Below are 18,723 nucleotides of genomic sequence, written 5' to 3' on the forward strand. Positions count from 1 at the left end.
GTATTTTGACGTAGATGATATAGATAAAAAGGAAAAGTTATCGATAATTTTTCCAACCTGCGTAAATCCAAAAAATGAAAAAATGATGAAATTACTTTCTTTCTTAAGTCATAAATGACAATTCATTCACGAGAAAGATGCGATCGCTATTCAATTTATGTAATTTTAATATCGTAGTCAGTTAAGCCATGCTGGATTCAACTGATCCTTCATGGTCTGGTTTTGGTTTCTGCGAATATCGAAAAACACAGGCTTGACTCTCTAGTTAACCGTAAACTCTAGACTAGATCTAATTTAAATTAATACCGATAGATAAATATGAACAGTGCAATCTTAAAAAAAGAAAAAGTAAGATTATATCGAATGTCTACCCCCGAACACGAATGTCCTTGGGGATTGAAAGCGGTGAATTTGCTCCAAGAAAAAGGCATCGAATTTGAAGACCATAAACTAAAATCGAAAGAAGAAACCGAAGCTTTTAAAGCCAAGCATAACGTTCAAACTACACCTCAAATATTCTTCGGCGAAGAGAGAATTGGCGGATATACCGATTTAGCTGAAAAACTAGATGTAGAAGCTGAAGGAGCAGAATATTCTTACACTCCCGTAATTGCCGTTTTTTCTAGTGCAGGACTAATGGCTTTGGCTACTGCGATGGGACTGACTGGGTTTATGGGCTTTTCCCTATCTCTGCTGGCTACCCTCAAGTTAATGGATATCGAATCTTTTGCCGAGAGTTTTGAGAAATACGACCTGATAACCCAGAAAATCAAACCTTACGCCAAAATATATCCTTTTGCCGAACTTGCGATCGCTCTAGGATTCCTCTCTGGGGTTGCTCCAATAGCTACAGGTATTACTTCCTTATTCATTGGTGTTAGTGGCGGAATCTCGGTGATAAAAGCTGTCTATATCGACAAATTAGCCCTCAACTGTGCTTGTGTGGGCGGTAATTCCAAAGCACCTTTAGGTATTGTCAGCTTCACCGAAAATGCGATTATGGCAATTATGGGCGGTGTGTTGCTATTCAATACTTTTACAGGAGAAGCTGAAACAACCAAAATCAAAGAAGCCGAACCTGCTGCGATCGTTCGCTTACAAGAGGCTGTTAAATAGATATAGTTAATATTTCCGACTATGATTGTCTTGACTCTCTAGCTGACTAGAGAGTTTATCTTTTAGAAGTAGCAAAAAGACAGCGAGGCAATTGTGGGTCATACTATGAATTCACAAAGCCCCTTAAAAGTATTTGTATCTCAAATAATTGCTGTTGTCTAACGATCTTGGGGTAGCCTCAAGATGAAGTTGCTTCCCCGACCGATCTCACTTTCTACTTCTAAACTACCATGATGAGCCAGAGCGATCGCCTTGGCAATAGCTAACCCCAACCCAGAGCCACCCTTACTTCTGGAACGAGCCTTATCTACCCGATAAAAGCGGTCAAAGATACGCTTTTGTTCGTTTTTAGCAATACCAATACCCGTATCTCGAACAGAAATTACCCCCTGATGATGTTCTTTTGTCAGACTAATAATGACCTTACCCCCTGCGGTCGTGTATTGAATCGCGTTAGTTACCAGATTAGTAATCAGACGATATAGCTGAGAGCGATCGCCGATTATTTCTAGTTGAGATACTTTGACTTGAGAAGCTAGTTCAATTTCTGAAGCCATAGCTAAGGCTGCCAAATCTTCTTCTACTTCAATAATTAGGTTTGCCAGAGCAACTTTTTCTCTCTTTTGATGGGATTGATTACCGCTTATCTCTCCATCAATACGGCATAAAGTCAATAAATCTGCCACCAAACTAGACAATCGCTTGTTCTGTCGCACGATCTTGCTTAAGGTATTTCGCGCTTCCGTTTCCGATAGGATAGGCAACATCAGATTAGATTGAGCCGTTGCTTGAATTGCTGCTAGAGGGGTTCTCAGTTCGTGGGCAGCATCGGCGGTAAACTGCTGCATTTGTCGATAAGACTGGTAAATAGGGCGGATTGCCAATTCTGACAGCCACCAGCTAGCACCTGCTACTAATAACACAACTAAAGGTACTCCCAACAACAGCACCCATCTAACATTATCCACATAGCGATCGACATCTTGGAGACTTCTGCCGACTTGAAGATAACCCCAATTTTGACCTTGTTGAGTGTGCAAGAGAAAAGAAATTTGCTGATAGCGGATATTTTGAGAGTCAGTCAGAGTTTCCCATTGCTGTTGAGTGAGAATTTGAGGTAATTTCGGTTGCATTCCTGCCACTGCTACCAAATTTTCAGACAGATCGAATAAACGTAAATAATATTTATCCTGTCCAATTACCCCTAACCGCAAAGATTGAAAACGGTCGGGGTTGTAACACCCTGTTTCTACAAGGCAGGTATTAGGTAATAACTCTTTGACTTCAGGTTCTATTTTCCCTGGTTGTTGGAGAACAGGTAACAGACTATCATGAAGAGTTCCAGCTACTGATTTTAGTTCTTGGTTGATGCTAATCTGATGGGCATGGGCAACTGCTTGATAAACTCCCACGGCACAGATTAATAAAATTATGCTGATGATCGTTGCATACCAGCTAGCTAGTCGCCAGCGCGATCGCTCAAAAAGTCGGTTTTGTTTCACATTGAGTTAAAGATCATTTTCAATTATTTGACTGAGGAAACAGGCTGAAAACGATACCCTAGTCCGTATACGGTTTCCAGCATCTCATCGCATCCATATTTAGCTAACTTGCGACGTAATAAACATATCTGGGCAGCTACTACATTACTGGGAGGTTCTGCACCAAATTCCCAAAGTCGTTCTAAAAGCTGTTCGCTGGTAACAATTTGATTGGAATGCTGCATAAAATACTCTAACAACTGAAACTCTTTTTTGGTAAGTAATACCTGTATTTCTCCCGATTCTTCTTGCAACCAAAAAGTATTAGTACCGTAATCTAAACTGAGATTTCCTACTTGTAAGCGTTGGGGTTGTATTTGAGGGGTTCTTCTTTGTAAAGCTCTCAATCTTGCCAATAATTCGGGCATATCGAAGGGTTTAACTAAATAATCATCTGCCCCTGCATCCAAACCAACAATTTTATCATCCATGCTATCTTTCGCGGTAAGCATCAAAATTGGTAAAGATTTTTGCTGTTGCCTAATTTTTTTAATTAGTTCTATTCCCGATAAGCCAGGTAACAACCAGTCAAAAATTCCCAGATGATATTCTTTGAGTTTAAAATAATCCCAAGCATCAAAACCATCTAATGCCCAGTCTACAACATGATTGTTGTTGTTCAAGCTCTGTTTGATAGCAGCCCCTAAATCTGGTTCATCTTCAACTAACAGAATTCTCATATTTTTGGAATTAATCTTGCTTTTGACTAAACTTTTGATTATTGAGATAGTTAAGCGTTATTTTGTCATAACTTTATGAAATTAAGATGAAAAATAAGTTCTACTCTCTTACCAATTTTAGATTATCTATCTTTCAATAGTTCAATCTATGATTTAACTGGTAAACACTGTAGACACTTTTTACCAAAAAAGTAGTTAATATTTATCCGATTTCATTCTGATTTAATTTTTCCGAATTATAAATAGATATATAGCGATGTTCAGGTTAACGAGATACAGTTCATTTCCTTGATTTTTGTTAATTGTTGATAGTTGATTGACAACAAGTAACTGATGATAGGTGTACCTCGCCTATTTGAAGAAAGCTATATCAACCCTTTTAAAATATTTAGGTACATATGAAAACTAAACTAACTCAGTCAATTTGTCTTGTAGGATTAGCATCTTTTTTTACGATTGCTTCTATATCAGTCAGTCAAGCACAAAATAGTCCTCAAAAACAACCTACTACTACCGATAGCCATTCCCATCATCAACAGCATCACAATAATCAAAAGCAAACCAACAATTCAGCTAGTCAACACCAAAATCATCAACAGCATCAATCAACTAATACTCAAAATTCGACAAAAAAATAGATTGCTATGAAAAATAATATTATTTATTTAGCTAAACTATAGAACTACAACTTGAAAATGATTTTCTAGGATTGGAAACCAATCCTAGAAAATCAAATCCAATAATTGTTTACTTTGACATGAATAAATAATCATTAATTGCATTATTAATTAAAAAATAAGGATATGGTTACCAAAATTTTAGTAATTTTAGTAATTGTAGTTTAAAGTATTTTAAATATTTGGCTTTTACTAATACCTTGTAGGTTCGGTAAAACTGAATATTATTGATTCAGAACAAGAGATTTCATCCTGATTTAATTTTCTTGTGCCATTCTAGTTTAGTGTGAGTGCAGATAGTAAACAAGACGGTAGCATGACTGCGAACCCAAACGGTCGTCACGAGAGCTTAAATGAGATTCAACCCACGCGACCTTCTAAAAAAACTCAAGAAGAAATGTCAGATAATAATGAGAATTTGTCCCATTATTCTCTCAACTCCGACGGCGTAACGGAAGACCTTACTTCCCATTCAATTACTGCAACAGAAGAACTGAGAGAAATTGAATCTCAGAAAAAATCACCTTCAGGTTCATTTAGACTGGGAAAAACCCTTTTGGGACTGGGAGTTTTTGCCCTGCTGACGGGGAATATCCTGGTCTTAACCAATCATCTTAAGCCTTCTAGCTCGATGGCGGGTATGGAAGGAATGGATCATGGGGATATGTCTCACGATGAGATGATGGCGGTGGATGGTTCGTTTAACCCCCATCCCGTGCGGGTAGAAACCGTTAAACCCCAGGTGTTAGAAGCGAGCGTGAGCTATACGGGAACGATTAAACCCTATGAAGAAATTATGGTTTATCCCCGTGTGGCAGGACAGCTAACTAATTACTCGGTTTATCCAGGCGATCGCGTTACCGCAGGACAACCCATAGCTACCTTAGATGCTTCAGAGTTGACTACAGGTGTAGCTGAAGCAGCAGCAGAGGTTAGCACGATGGAAACCGACCTGGAAATGAGCAAGATTGAGGTAGACGAACAGCGAAGCGCGATCGCCCAGATTGAAGCCGATCTCGACTATCTCAACCTGAAAAAAGACCGCTTTGCCCGACTGGTTAAGGATGGGGTAATTTCCCAAGATGAGTTTGATGTAGTCGATAGCGAAGTCAGAAGCAAAGAAGCTAACCTCAAGCAAGCACGGGTGAAATTAGCGCGGATGGAGGCACAGGTAACTAATAACCGTGCCAAGATTAATCAAGCCAAAGCTAAAGTCGATACTGCCAAGGTGATGCAGGGTTACACCACCATCACTTCTCCCATTTCGGGCATCGTCCAAGAACGGAACGTCGATCCTGGGGTAGTGGTTCAACCGAGTATGGGCATCGTTCAAATCGGCAATTACAATCGGGTTCGCTTACAGGCTAATGTCGCCCAGAGTGATGCTGTAAATATTAATCCAGGGGCGACAGTAGTTGCTACTGTTCCTGGCAGTAACATTCCACCAATTAAAGGAAAAATTACCAGCATCTTTCCCCAAGCTAACAGTCAAACTCGTACCGTAACGGTAGAGGCAGTTATCGATAATCCTGACGGACAATTGCTTTCTGGTAAGTTCCTCGAAATGAAGATTGTCACTGCCCGTAAGCCCAGTGCCATTACTGTTCCTCAAGCTGCGGTGGTGGAATTTCAAGACCAACCCTCAGTATGGGTAGTAGAAGGAGATACGGTAACAGCCCAACCCGTAACCTTGGAAATGTCAACGGGAGACAGAATAGAAATTACCAGTGGTTTAGAGTCGGAACAAGCGGTAGTAACTTCAGGACAACATCGCTTGGTAGAAAATGCCCCCGTAGCGGTCATCAACCAGTCCGAACAATCTATCGCAATGAATAAAGCTGCTACTCAAGATATTCAAATCCAGTTAATCAGTCCCGACAATCGACAAGTGACAATGGGGGATGCCCAATTAATACTAGAAGTGAAAGACAATCGGGGTCAACCTATAGAGGTAAAAGATTTAGAAGTTAGCGCGTCAATGCCGATGAAAAACATGGCACCGATGACGGCAAAAGTAGAAGTTCAACCCGCAGACAAACCTGGTCGCTTTCAAGTTGATACCTATCTCAGCATGAAAGGGGACTGGACGATTACGGCTCAAGTCAAAGACCCCAAGAATAAAGGTAAGCAAGAGTTTACCCTCAAAGTCCAATAACTAACTTAATTCATTAACTATCAATTCAGCCAACCATGAAAAAATTAATCTTAATTTTGCTTCCCCTAAGTTTACTGGCGATCGCTTGTAGTCCCGCCCAAAGCGATACTCAAACAACATCCCCTACTCCTACTGAAACAGCACAAAACAAACAAGAAAGCACTGCTACTGTAAATTTAGTCAGTCCCGATCCTCAAGCCGAAATTCCGATGGGTGATGCGGAAATGATCTTAGAAGTAGTAGATAGCAATGGCAATCGAGTAAAAGTAGAAAATCTAGATGTCAGCGCAACTATGCCAATGGATGGCATGGAAGACATGATGGGTAAGGTAGAAGTTACCCCCGCAGACGAACCTGGTCGTTTCAAAGCGACTACTTATTTTGGAATGCAGGGTACTTGGAATGTAGTTGCCAGCGTCAAAGACCCTCAATATCAGGCTCAACAAGAGTTTACTGTTGAAGTTAAGTAATAAATTAAACTCTCAGCTTTTAACTGTCAGCCATTATTTATTTGGTTAATAGCAAATCAGTTTCCTTACCATTCCTGTAGAAAAAACATCTGAACGGGAAATTGAAAATCTCCCTGTTAGTAGGTTGGGTTAAATGAGATGGAAACCTAACCTAACTGTAATCAATTGTGCTTTTTCCATGAAAACTTTTTTCACCCGTTGGTCAATTCGCAACCCTGTAATTACTGTTGCCCTCTATATCGGGGTTCTTATCCTCTCGGTTCTTACCTTAATAATCATTCCCGTGCGAATGATGCCTTACGTTCAGAGTCCCTTGGTAGCAGTAATTACCAGAACTCCTGGTTCGTCCCCGATGGAGGTGGAAACCTATATCAGCAAACCCATCGAACAGCGAATGACTGTTCTGGATGGGGTGCGTTTTGTGCGTTCTAGTTCCCAACAGGATTTATCTCTGGTGACGGTGCAATTCGCCTGGGGTGGGGACATCGATAAAGCAGTTCGGGATGTGCAAAGTGTGATGAAATCGGCGGAGGGTGATTTGCCGATGGATGGGATCAATACCCGTTCTTATTGGGTGTTACCCATCGATCCGTTAAACCGTCCCGTTTTAACTCTGGCACTCAAGGCTGAGGGATGGGATCGGGTAAAGCTGCGGGAGTTTGCCGATAATACCCTAGTCGATCGCCTGACTAACGTTCAGGATGTCCAATCGGTTTTTATTACAGGTGGTTATCGCCGACAGCTACAAGTAATCGTCGATCGCCAGAAGCTAGCAGCCTACGGATTATCGATTCTTCAGGTCAGAGATGCGATCGATAATAATAATGTTAGTAAGGGGGCGGGAGTTTTAACTCAAGGAGATGAAGAAATTTTAGTAAGGGCAGACGATCGCGCTCTTAATGCTCAGGTAGTTAGGAATTATCCTATCTTGGAAAGGGAGGGGCAGATTGTTTATGTTCGAGATGTGGCAGAGGTAAAAGATACCTATGAAGAACGTCGCAGTGCTTATCGTTATAACGGCGAATCGGCATTAGCAGTTAACGTCATTCAAAAACCCGACTCTAGTTCACCGCAGGTAATTGCCAGGGTGAGAAAGGAATTAGAAAAAATCGAGTCTCAATATCCAGGTTTAGAGTTTGAAGAGGCTTATGATAACTCCTTCCTAGTCGAGCTAATTAAAGATAGCACCACAGGAGAATTATTAATTAGTGTGGCACTGGCGGGGTTAGTAATTCTGCTGTTTTTAGAGGATTTTCGGGCAACGGCGATCGTGATGATTTCCATCCCTACAACTCTCGCTCTTTCCATGCTGCCGTTTATTCCCTTTTCCATGTCCCTCAACTCCTCAACTTTGGTGGGGATGATGATGGCAATTGGGAAACTGGTGGATGATTCGATTATTGTCATTGACTCAATAGATCGCAAGCTTAAAGAAGGAAAAACACCCCGACAGGCAGCTATTCAGGGGACGGGAGAAGTATTTCTCGCCAGTGCTGCTGCTAGCTGCGTGATGATTGCAGCTTTAATCCCCACCATCCTTTCAGGGGGATTGACGGGGTTGATGTTTGCAGGGCTAATCTTACCAATGGTGTTTGCTTTTATTGCTTCGTTGGTGGTTTCCATTACCCTCATTCCCCTATTGGCAGCCTTTTTCCTCAAACCAATCGGAGAAACAAAAGGCAATCGTAAAACATGGTTGCAATGGTTACTATCTCCCTTCCGTTTGGGTTTTCAGGCATTAGAGAAAGGTTACGGCTGGTTGTTAAATATTTGCCTGAGAAATCGGGAAATTACTCTAGCAATCGCTGCTGCCACTGTTGTGTTAGCCTTTGCTCTCTATCCCTTAGTTCCCCAAGAGATGATGCCTCTGGGAGATTCGGGGCAGTTTGTCGCTACTATCGAATTAGAAGCAGGAGCATCTTTCGAGCGTACAGATCGAGTGGCACAGCAGTTTGAATCGATCTTATTAGAACAGCCAGAAGTAGAAAAAGTTTCTTCTAACGTTGGTTTTGAAATTACCCGCAACAGTACCTATTTTAGTGGTTACAGCATGGGTAGCGTCAACACAGCTTCCTCTGTTGTCACCCTCAAGGATTTAAACGAACGAAACCGCGATATCTGGCAAATTATGGATGGGGTGGAGGAACAAGCCCGTAGCACTATCCCTGGTTTACGGCGCATTGCCATCAAGGAAATGGGGGTAGACGTAATGGCTACCTCGGCAGCACCGATTCAGATTGCCGTCTACGGCGAAGATTTAGATATTCTTTACCCTCTAGCAGATAAGGTACTAGAGATTGCTAAAGATACTCCAGGGTTAGTGATGGCGCATACCAGTTCTGCTTTAACTCAACCCGAATATAAACTAGAGATAGATCGCCGTCGCGCTCAGGAATTGGGCTTAAATATCGAAGAAGTAGCCGAACAAGCCCGTTACGCTCTCAATGGTGGTTTTACTCGTAAATACTATAACCGTCCCAACCTCAGACAAAATTCTATCTTAGTCCGCTACCCAGAAAGCGATCGCGCCTACGGTCAGAATCTGGCAGCTACTTACATCACCACTCCCAACGGACAGCAAGTACCTCTCAGTACCGTTGCTACTTTAAAACGGGAATATGGAGCAACTTTAATCGAACACATTAACGGTAAACGGGTAGTTTACGTCAATGGTTACTATCGTAAATCCAGTCCCGCTTCGATGGATTTATCAATGGCGATCGCCATGCGTGCGGGAGAAGAGTTAGATTTCCCTCCTGGTTACGGTTTGGATTCGATGGGGGATATGACCGATATGATGATTGAATTCGATCGCCTGCTCAAAGGTTTGATAGTTTCTATTATCTTGATTTATCTCATTCTGGTAATTCAATTCGGTTCGTTTATTCAACCCCTGGTAATGATGCTTTCGATTCCCCTACAGTTAATTGGGGTATTTGGTGCATTATTACTAGCTCAACAAACCCTCTCATCCGTATCCATTCTGGGAATTATCATTCTTTCTGGTATTTCCGTATCTGCTGCCATTCTGCTACTGGAATTAATCCTTACCAAGCGGGAAGAAGGAGTACCCAGAGCCGAAGCCATACGCCAAGCTGCACCAGTGCGACTCAAAGCCATCTTTATGACTACCCTAACCACCATGATTGTGATTGTGCGACTGGCTTTTTATCCCGAAACGGGCATGGATGCTTATTCTCCCATTGCCACAGTGGTTTTAGGTGGACTAACAGTTTCTACCCTGCTGACTCTGATTGTGATTCCCATCGTTTATACCTTTGTTGATGATATTACTCAAAGTTTGAGTGAATTAAGGAAGATGAAACGTTCTACTCGTAAACAGCTATCTTAAAGTAGAATCTTAATCTGCTTTTTGACTCCTATTGGACTGGGGAATTCAAGATAAAAATTTCACACACAAATAACTATCAATTGAATCAATAATGTCAAAACTACTATCTAAAATAACTATTACTTCAATTGCGATTGCCAGTGCGCTCGGCGGAGCTTATTATTTAACTTCCAGTCAGGGAGTTAATCAAACTTTGAGCGATAACAATTCAGTAGTTGCTCAAAATATAAATACCGCTACTTTAGTTAGCGTTTGGGATCGAGAAACCGAGCCAGATTTCTCTGGAACTAGAAAAATGACCGTATATCGCAGCCCTTCCTGTGGTTGTTGTGGTATCTGGGTAGAACACGCCGAAAAACATGGTTTCAAAATTGAGGATATTAAAACTGAAGAGATGGAAGCTCTCAAGCAAAAACATAATGTTCCAGCAGAACTAGCCTCCTGTCACACCACTATCATCGATGGCTACGTCATGGAAGGACATATCCCTGCCGATGATATCAAACGTTTCTTAGCCGAAAAACCAGACGATCTGATTGGATTGGCAGTGCCAGGAATGCCCATCGGTACGCCAGGAATGGAAGCAAAAGATATCAAACAACCATTTCAAGTATTGGCATTTAATGACAAGGGAGAAGTCAAGGTATTTAAAGAATACCAATCTTATTGAATTAAAAAGGTTCTCTAACCGAATTAATTATGGTTAAATTCAACCGTCGCCAATTTATTGCTTTGGGTGCTGTTGGTACTGGTGCAGCTTTAGTCGGTAGTTGGTTGCGTCGAGATATTTCAGATCGATCTGTAACTTCTGCACCAGTTAATTCTGCACCCCTATATCAAAGCAGCAATGGATTACTCGAACTAGACCTAGAAGCCAGCGAACGTTTGGTAAATCTGGGCGATCGCCAAGCAAATCTTTTGACTTATAATGGGCAAATTCCCGCACCCCGTTTAGAAGCAAAGCCTGGGGATAAAGTTCGCATCCATTTTACTAATAACCTCGAACAGCCGACGAATATTCACTATCACGGCTTACATATTCCTATTACGGGCAACGCAGATAATGTTTTCCTGAAAATAGAACCAGGAGCAAAACTAACCTACGAATTTCAAATCCCTAATAATCATCCATCGGGTACATTCTGGTATCATCCTCACTTACACGGATTAGTAGCAGAACAACTATTTGGTGGATTGGCTGGTTTATTTATCGTGCGGGGTGAGGGTGATGAAATTCCCGAATTAAAAGCAGCCCAAGAAGAATTTTTAGTATTACAGGACTTTTCTATTGACGATCGCGGAAGACGTTCGGACTCGGCACATATGTCTCTAATGATGGGTAGGGAGGGAGAGATAATTACTGCGAATGGGCAAGTAAATCCAAGTATTAGCCTAACTCAAAACGGATTACTGTGCTTACGCATTCTCAATGCTTCTCCTTCTCGTTTTTACAGGTTAGCCCTAGAAGACCATGCTTTCTACCACATTGCTACCGATGGCAATAATTTGAACGAGCCTGTAGAAGTCGATGAATTACTACTGACACCAGGACAACGAGCCGATATTTTGGTCAGAGGAGAAAAAGAGTCGGGACAGTACCGCTTACTCAATTTACCCTATGACCGAGGCAGTATGGGCATGATGGGTGGTGGCATGATGGGCGGTAGGGGAATGATGGGCAGCAACCCAGATGAGGCGATCGCTTTAGCCACAGTCAATTATACTTCTGCTGTTGAGTCTGTAGCCTTGCCCACAAAACTAAATTCGATTGACCTATTACCCGAACCCCAAACAGTAAGACGCTTTGAGATTAATCACGGTATGACTCCTGGGGTGGGTATGGCTTTTTTAATTAATGGTGAATACTATCAGGGCGATCGCGCCGATACTCAAGTTAAACTCAACACCGTAGAAGATTGGGAACTAATCAATACAGGAGTAATGGATCATCCTTTTCACATTCACGGAAATGCTTTTCAGGTTATCAGTCGCAACGGGGCTGCGGAATCGTTACTTGCCTGGCGAGATACAGTGTTAGTTAAGAGGGGAGAAACCGTGCGCATTCGTATTCCTTTTAACGATTTTACAGGTAAAACTGTCTATCATTGTCATGTTCTCGACCATGAAGATTTGGGTATGATGGGCAATTTGATAATTGAAGCTTGATAGTGCTATCTGGGAAAAATTTAATAATACCTGGAATCAAAGACGCTAGTACATAATACCTATCCAGATTAATCCCAGATAATTACCATTATCACTGTTACACTAAAATTACACTAAATTAGAAACAAGCGATCCGTTCGAGAAAACCTCTACAATAAAGAAATAATTCTGTAATGTAGAAATGGCGATTAATATTAAAAACGTTGAAGCAGATAGACTGGCTAGGGAATTAAGCGAAATAACTGGAGAAACAATCACAGAAGCTGTAATTAAATCTTTGGCTGAAAGACTAGAAAGGGAAAAAAATAAACAAATTACTCCTTTGCCTTTACAACAAGAACTACTAAATATTGCTCAACGGTATCAAACCCTGCCGACTTTAGATAACCGAACAGAGGAAGAAATTTTGGGTTACAACGATGGTTATTGATACGAGTGCGATTATAGCGATTCTTAATCTTGAACCTGAAGCAACTATCTTAGCTGATGCAATCGCTTCGGACTCAGTTCGTCTTATGTCTATGGGAACTGCCTTAGAACTATCAATAATAGTCAAGGCGAGAAAATAAGAAGCTGGAATTAGAGAATTAGATTTCTTTTTATATAAAGCAGCCATTAATTTAGTCAATTTTGATGAAAATCAACTAAAAATAGCTCGTTATGCTTTTGAGAATTATGGTAAAGGCAGAAATCCCGCCAGTTTAAATTTTGGTGATTGTTTTGCTTATGCTCTTAGTAAAACTTCTGGACAACCGCTCTTAAGAACTTAGACAAGATAGGATAAAGTTAGACAAACTTAGACACTATCTTGATGTCTTATTTCTGCTTCAATCAGAGTCACTGAAACCTAAGTTTCTGTAACCTACTCTGTCCACAGACTGTAACGGTAGAGCTTACCGCCAAGTTCGCTAGGTTATAACTAGCGTTTAAATCTCTGTCACAACTAAATCCACAAGGACAGTTAAAGACTCTCTCAGATAACTTGAGAGTCTTTTTAATAGCTCCGCAACTAGAGCAAGTTTTACTACTGGGATAAAAAGTTCCAATAGTAGTATGAACTGTGCGATACCAATTCGATTTGTAAGCGACCTGTCGCTTGAATTCATAGAATCCACCGTTAGCTATTGCTCTAGCTAGGTTGTGGTTCTTCAGCATATTAGACACTTTTAGGTCTTCTGTAACTACTTCACCGTGGTTCTTAGTTAAGTAGCTAGTTAACTTATGTAAGATGTCTTGACGAATGCTAGCAACACGATAATGTTGTTTAGCTATTCTGAGTTTAGTTTTCTCACGATTCTTACTTCCTTTGACTTGTCTTGAAAGCTTTCTCTGTAAGCGTTTAAGTTTCTTATCTGCCTGTTTATAATGTTTTGGGGAGTCTACTTGAAATCCTGTTGATAAAGTTGCCAGTGCTTTAATACCGAGGTCTACACCTACTACTTGCTGCGGTTTGTTAGAGATAGGTAATTTTTCAGCCTCTATCTTAAAAGCAATAAACCAACGACCTGCTCTACAACTAATTACACAGTTCTTAGCTCGCATAACAGGCATCTTTTCATAGGTTTTGACCCAACCAAAGATAGGTAATTTAATCCGATTCTTACTAATCTGGATATTACCTTCTAAGTAAAAAGAGTCTTTAATTCCTTTCTTTTTAAAGCGTGGGAATTTAGCTATCTTTTTCTTCCATCTATCTCTAGCGACAACTAAATCTCTTAAAGCTTGTTGAGGAGAGCATTTAGAGACCTCATAGTACCAATCATTAACACTTTTAACTTCGGCTACTAATTTCTTATGTAGGTCAATAGCTGAAGACCATTTAGACTTATTTTCAATCTCGTCTTTTATAATAGAAAGTCCCCAATTCCAGCTATGACGGCGCACACCAGCGTGTTTCTTGGCTAAAGTCTTCTGCTTATTATTAAAGTCTAATTCTGTCTTCCAAGTAATCACTTTAACTCGTCCGCTACTTGCTTTAATTGATTAACTATCTGTTTATTCTTATGGCTTCTCGACCCGTAAAGCCTTGCTGAGAACACAGTTATTATTTCAATTACATCTGCTGCTAAATCTTCTTCATAGGTAGAGTCCTCGGAGCGATTGATAATTATCACTTCTGTTCCGAATATCTCGCATAGAGTAAAAATAAGCTCACTGCCAAATCGTAATAATCGGTCTTTATGTGTAATAACTAATCGTTCTATTTGGTACGAGCAAAGAAGTTTAATTAATTTTATTAGTCCTTTCTTTCTGTAGTTTAGACCTGAACCTAAGTCTTGGATGACTTCATAAGACCAACCATGCTTTGCGCAATAAGCTTCTAGTACTAACACTTGTCGTTTTAAGTCTTCCTTTTGGTCTGAGCTAGAGACTCTAGCGTAAGCGACTGTTAAAGAAGCATCATGTTTATTACCGAGCAATGAAGATACTTCAAAGCGTCTATGACCACCTTCGGTTCTAATTGCTTTGATTTTTCCTTCATTTTCCCAACGTCTTATTGTCTTGGTAGAGACACCAAGTAATTGAGCAGCTTCAGTAACAGTTAATAAGTTGGACATAGACCAAGTATAACATAAATTTATGTCTATGATTGTCTAACTATGTCCAATTATTTAAGTTCTGCTGGTTGCCCTTATTGTTCAAAGGTAATGATTTTAACCAAACTGATGTTTCAGTAGCAGTTGAATTTTAGTTAAAAAAAGTCTAAGTAATCGCCCTTCCTCTAACATTTAAAAACATCAAATCTTAAAGGCAGATGAGCGATCTCGAAGCTAATTGCGATTCAACTCTCTTGTCAAATGATATTAAAATAATGTCAGTTGACAGTAACGGAATTTTTAGTTAGTGTTCGTCTGGGGTATCTGTTCTCAAAAGTATCGAGCATCAGCGTTTTCTGGTATAGGTGGGTTATATATCCCTGGTAGGTGGCATCCTCAAGGACATAAGATTGTTTACACTGCTGAAAGTTTGGCACTAGCATCTTTAGAAATCTTCGTTCATCTCGAAAGCAATCGCGTTTCTTTAGTTGCCATCAAAGCTGGGATGAGCGATGAGGTAGAAATTGAAGAGATTGAACCATCACAACTGCCAGATAATTGGCAAGACACATCATCCTATCCTCTCTTGCAAGAGATGGGACGAGATTGGCTAACATCTCTCAGAATACCAATTCTGAAAGTTCCTTGCTCCATAGTGCCAGTAGAGTATAATTATTTGCTCAATCCCCAACCTTCTAAGTTGAAAGTAGTATTAGAATCATCGATGAAGTTTAAATTCGACCGCCGAATGTGGAAGAGTGATTTGTAATGGCTAGAAAAATTAACAAAAAATGTCTTCACTGTGCTGGGTTGGATATTGAATCAGCCAGCGAAATTCATGGCGAATTGGGTGATGGCTGTTGGAATCCCAAAATTTGTCGCCGTCGTCGCTCTCATTACCGTAATCGAGTCGAAAATAACGCTAAACGCAGACAGGCTAGGAAGTTAGGTGGCACTTCTAGAAAAATCTCTGTTACGGTAGAGCAGCCGATTGTAGCAATGGTGACTTTTTACAAGCAAGAACGTAAGGATGCACTCTTACACGCAGTTTCGGCAGCAGTTTGGCAGGGGGATACGCAACTTGCTGTTATCGAACCAGTGCACTGTCTGGGCTGGACTCCTCGGCAGGTGAGGACTTATTTGGAGCGAGTTTTGGTTAAATTAAATGAGGAGTATAGAATTGATAATTTTGCTCAAATGTTAACTAAACATCCTACAGAATGTCCTATTGAAGCTTGTCCGCTAGCTAGCTCAAATTAAAAGTTAAGTATAGAGATTAAATAACTTGAGTGATTTTTGGCAGAGTCTTCAAACGGCAAAGGAAATACCAGAAAAAGCAAATGTCTCGGTTCTGATCGAACAAGCTGAAGATATGCTGTCTCAATTTAATCTTGAAAAGCAATTGAGGTTAGCAGGAGAAATTTTAGCAGCGATCGCTGAAATTTACCAATTTAAAAGCGAAGCTTTACTCAATGATTGGCAGCAGAAATACGATCCTAGTGAACCAGAATTTAATGAAGAGTTGCTAGCTGGGTTAGTTCGGCAATCGATGAGTTTAGATATCTCTGATTTACTCGAGCCACCACAACCAAGGCAGAGAGTAAAGTCATTGCTGCCAGAAATGGAGTCAGTGGCAGGAGAAGTAGATAAACAAAAATTACTGCAAGTTCTCGATTCCGAGCAGATGAGGCAACAAGTTTTTCAAACTAGCTATGACGAGAATGTTACTGCTTGGTGTGAAAAGATATTTGCTTGGTTTGACGAATATATCGGAGAAGAGTGTTCTCTGGTTCGGCTTGTAGAAGAAACGAAATTATCATTGGGTCAAGTTTGGTTATCTTTGTTGCTGGGAGGATTTAAACTTAAGCGTAGCAATGGAGATTTTTACGATCTTGATCGCATTTTAATTATTATCGAGCAGCAATAACCCTTTTTTGCCACTTTCCGAGTACTAACATGAGGAAATAAATGACAGCAAATCAAGAAAAATTCGTTTTTAACTCCTCTAAACGATTAATCCGCTCTAGACAATCAGAGATTTAGAGAAAATTTTATAAATAAATCGAACCAATACGCTTTAATGTTGTATCATAACTTGTAAATTATGATGGAAGTTCCCGAACCAAAATTAATTTTTATTAGCGATAAACCTGCCAACGAAATAATTACCGATTTTCGTGTGACTCGAGTAGATGAATATTTTCGCAGCATGGAATTATCTACTAATTCGATTCGTGCCTACAAACGGGCATTAACTCGCTTCCTGGCGTGGACGGATCGAACCTGGCATCTTCTCAAACATCAAGATTTAGACCGCTACAAACAACATCTCAAGGAATTAGAACTGAGTAATGCTACTATCTGTCAGGAACTCGCTGCTCTCAAGAGTTTTTTTAATTGGCTGACTATCAAAGATTACATCAGCAAAGATCCCACTCTGACTCTAACCAAACCCAAACTCAAGCCACCAACACCTCAAGAATTAAGTGATGAAGAAGTACAATCTTTATTTAATGCCTTAAAAAAACGGGGTTGGCATCGCCTTCGAGATACCGCCCTGTTGCGAGTTTTAGAACACGGTTTGAGAGCCAGTGAGGTTACGGCGTTAAACATTAAAGACTATGATGGCAAACGCTTACAGATCTTGGAAGCTAAACGCGATAGCGTAGGTATGGTACCCCTTTTATCTGAGGCTAGAAAAGCAATTGATGCCTATCTAAAGTGGCGGGAAGTTGAAAGCATGGGTACTGAAGCAAATTCTGCTTTATTCTTATCCCATTCTAATAAAAGTAAGGGCAAGAGATTAACTTACGATGGTTTGTATGGCATCGTTAAGGATTTAGTGGAAATAGCAGGGTTAGAAAAATGTTACCCTCATCGTCTGCGTCATACTCTGGCTACTAATTTGGCATTGTCTGGAATGGATTCGATGCTTGCTCGCAGGATTACTCGCCATCGGAGTGAAACCAGCTATCAAAGATATAGCGAAAGAGGATTAGATCTTAAAGCTCAAGAACAATTTTGGCAATTGTTTGATTCGACTGCGGATGAAGTTTAAACTCTACAACCTAACTAATGCTACTTCGTTTAAAGTTTAATAAAATATTAAGGAGTGCGTTTTTTTTTTGGATAGCGTACTAGTTGAAAGTTTAAAATAGAATTGAATTAATGATAAACACAGTCTCCCCATCCATGCAACCGCCACAAGCACCTTCTCCCCCAGTGGTGGCTCAACAAGCCTTGAGCGAACTAGTCAATTATTATCGGGAGTTAGCACGATATCACCGTTCTTCAGTTGATTATCATCAACAATTACTAGAACAACACGTTTTAGAGGCTGAAGCTGCCGAAAAACAGTTAGCAAGTATCGAAGCAATCTTACACCCCTTACAAACAAAATCTTCTTCTCCTCAAACACCTAAATTGGTTCCTCAAGAAATTAGCGATCGCGCTAATGGTCAACAGGTTAATGGCACTGGGAAAATCCGCTTATCGGAAGAAAAAGCTCAGGAAAAGATCGCAGAAAAAGATTCAGCTACTCTAGCTTCAGAAGAATCAAAGCCAGAAAAGAAAGCCACTGAGGTTGAAAAATCTAACTCAAAAACCTCTCAACTAAGCGATCGCCAATCTCTAAAAAACAATAGTAAGACCAAAAGTAGCAGTACTAAAACTGCCAAAACCAAGAAACCCACTACCCAAAAAAATCCGGCTAAAACTAAAAGCTCGACTTCAACCAATTCGTTGAAATTGCCCTATTCTGAAAAGTTAGCTTTTTACGAAACTACCGTTAATGCCGTAGCGGTTTGTTTGCAAGAGTTTTATCCTCAAGTAGTTAGTGCTGAAGATGTGATTAAATACTATTATCCAGAAGGTTTAGCAGGAGAGGATAGAAAAAAAGCTTACGCTGCTTTTAGTAACGGCTTGAGCAAAGGGGCTGGCAAACAAGGTTGGGTTAGAACTAGTGTTGGTAAATATCGTTGGAAAAATGAGGGGGAAACGAAGACATAGAGAGAACCTATCCCACTAATA

General features: G+C 40.4%; 17 protein-coding genes and 1 pseudogene. 14 read left to right on the plus strand and 4 right to left on the minus strand.

Features of this window, described 5'->3' with window-relative positions:
- Nucleotides 1–318: 318 nt before the first annotated feature.
- Nucleotides 319–1,116, plus strand: a complete 798-nt coding sequence (locus STA7437_RS22110) for a glutaredoxin family protein (RefSeq protein ID WP_015211871.1) — start codon at nt 319–321, stop codon at nt 1,114–1,116.
- Nucleotides 1,117–1,274: 158 nt separating this feature from the next.
- On the opposite strand, the gene rppB is transcribed toward STA7437_RS22110, so the two are convergent.
- Together rppB and rppA are read right to left on the minus strand one after the other, a co-directional pair.
- Nucleotides 1,275–2,618: a two-component system sensor histidine kinase RppB gene (rppB, locus tag STA7437_RS22115; protein ID WP_015211872.1), complete on the minus strand. Its 1,344-nt coding sequence runs from the start codon at nt 2,616–2,618 to the stop codon at nt 1,275–1,277.
- 23 nt (nt 2,619–2,641) lie between these two features.
- On the minus strand, nt 2,642–3,337 hold the full coding sequence (gene rppA / locus STA7437_RS22120) for a two-component system response regulator RppA (protein ID WP_015211873.1): 696 nt from the start codon (nt 3,335–3,337) through the stop codon (nt 2,642–2,644).
- Nucleotides 3,338–3,735: 398 nt separating this feature from the next.
- Between rppA and STA7437_RS22125 the strand changes: the two genes are divergently transcribed.
- The 8 genes and pseudogenes from STA7437_RS22125 to STA7437_RS22160 all read left to right on the plus strand — a co-directional run bounded on the left by STA7437_RS22125 (nt 3,736) and on the right by STA7437_RS22160 (nt 12,927).
- A complete protein-coding gene (locus tag STA7437_RS22125) occupies nt 3,736–3,975 on the plus strand; it encodes a hypothetical protein (RefSeq protein ID WP_015211874.1) in 240 nt (79 codons plus the stop codon).
- Between the two features lie 436 nt (nt 3,976–4,411).
- Complete coding sequence (locus STA7437_RS22130) at nt 4,412–6,169, plus strand: efflux RND transporter periplasmic adaptor subunit (protein ID WP_041620463.1); 1,758 nt, start codon at nt 4,412–4,414, stop codon at nt 6,167–6,169.
- A 35-nt stretch (nt 6,170–6,204) separates the two neighbouring features.
- Nucleotides 6,205–6,639: a FixH family protein gene (locus STA7437_RS22135; RefSeq protein WP_015211876.1), complete on the plus strand. Its 435-nt coding sequence runs from the start codon at nt 6,205–6,207 to the stop codon at nt 6,637–6,639.
- Between the two features lie 178 nt (nt 6,640–6,817).
- A complete protein-coding gene (locus tag STA7437_RS22140) occupies nt 6,818–9,991 on the plus strand; it encodes an efflux RND transporter permease subunit (protein WP_041620428.1) in 3,174 nt (1,057 codons plus the stop codon).
- A 91-nt stretch (nt 9,992–10,082) separates the two neighbouring features.
- On the plus strand, nt 10,083–10,661 hold the full coding sequence (locus STA7437_RS22145) for a DUF411 domain-containing protein (protein ID WP_015211878.1): 579 nt from the start codon (nt 10,083–10,085) through the stop codon (nt 10,659–10,661).
- 29 nt (nt 10,662–10,690) lie between these two features.
- Nucleotides 10,691–12,157, plus strand: a complete 1,467-nt coding sequence (locus tag STA7437_RS22150; RefSeq protein ID WP_015211879.1) for a multicopper oxidase family protein — start codon at nt 10,691–10,693, stop codon at nt 12,155–12,157.
- A 181-nt stretch (nt 12,158–12,338) separates the two neighbouring features.
- A complete protein-coding gene (locus STA7437_RS22155) occupies nt 12,339–12,587 on the plus strand; it encodes a type II toxin-antitoxin system VapB family antitoxin (protein ID WP_015211880.1) in 249 nt (82 codons plus the stop codon).
- Nucleotides 12,577–12,927 (plus strand): annotated as a pseudogene (locus STA7437_RS22160) (type II toxin-antitoxin system VapC family toxin). Before STA7437_RS22155 ends, STA7437_RS22160 begins: the two are co-directional and overlap by 11 nt.
- A gap of 67 nt (nt 12,928–12,994) precedes the next feature.
- On the opposite strand, the gene STA7437_RS22165 reads toward STA7437_RS22160, so the two are convergent.
- Entirely contained in the window at nt 12,995–14,110 is a 1,116-nt protein-coding gene (locus tag STA7437_RS22165; RefSeq protein ID WP_015211881.1) for an RNA-guided endonuclease InsQ/TnpB family protein, read from the minus strand.
- Nucleotides 14,107–14,715: an IS607 family transposase gene (locus tag STA7437_RS22170; RefSeq protein ID WP_015211882.1), complete on the minus strand. Its 609-nt coding sequence runs from the start codon at nt 14,713–14,715 to the stop codon at nt 14,107–14,109. The genes STA7437_RS22165 and STA7437_RS22170 overlap by 4 nt, the downstream gene beginning before the upstream one ends.
- 286 nt (nt 14,716–15,001) lie before the next feature.
- Here STA7437_RS22170 and STA7437_RS22175 point away from each other — a divergent pair, with 286 nt between their 5' ends.
- The 5 genes from STA7437_RS22175 (at nt 15,002) to STA7437_RS22195 (ending at nt 18,702) form a co-directional block, all read left to right on the plus strand.
- Nucleotides 15,002–15,463, plus strand: coding sequence for an RES family NAD+ phosphorylase (locus tag STA7437_RS22175; protein ID WP_015211883.1), 462 nt, complete (start codon nt 15,002–15,004; stop codon nt 15,461–15,463).
- Nucleotides 15,463–15,954, plus strand: coding sequence for a hypothetical protein (locus STA7437_RS22180; protein WP_015211884.1), 492 nt, complete (start codon nt 15,463–15,465; stop codon nt 15,952–15,954). The genes STA7437_RS22175 and STA7437_RS22180 overlap by 1 nt, the downstream gene beginning before the upstream one ends.
- A 25-nt stretch (nt 15,955–15,979) precedes the next feature.
- A complete protein-coding gene (locus STA7437_RS22185; RefSeq protein ID WP_015211885.1) occupies nt 15,980–16,621 on the plus strand; it encodes a hypothetical protein in 642 nt (213 codons plus the stop codon).
- A 177-nt stretch (nt 16,622–16,798) separates the two neighbouring features.
- Complete coding sequence (locus STA7437_RS22190; RefSeq protein WP_015211886.1) at nt 16,799–17,752, plus strand: tyrosine-type recombinase/integrase; 954 nt, start codon at nt 16,799–16,801, stop codon at nt 17,750–17,752.
- A gap of 110 nt (nt 17,753–17,862) precedes the next feature.
- Nucleotides 17,863–18,702, plus strand: a complete 840-nt coding sequence (locus STA7437_RS22195; protein WP_150109183.1) for a hypothetical protein — start codon at nt 17,863–17,865, stop codon at nt 18,700–18,702.
- Nucleotides 18,703–18,723: the final 21 nt, after the last annotated feature.

The sequence above is a fragment of the Stanieria cyanosphaera PCC 7437 genome (assembly GCF_000317575.1).
Lineage (GTDB): Bacteria > Cyanobacteriota > Cyanobacteriia > Cyanobacteriales > Xenococcaceae > Stanieria > Stanieria cyanosphaera.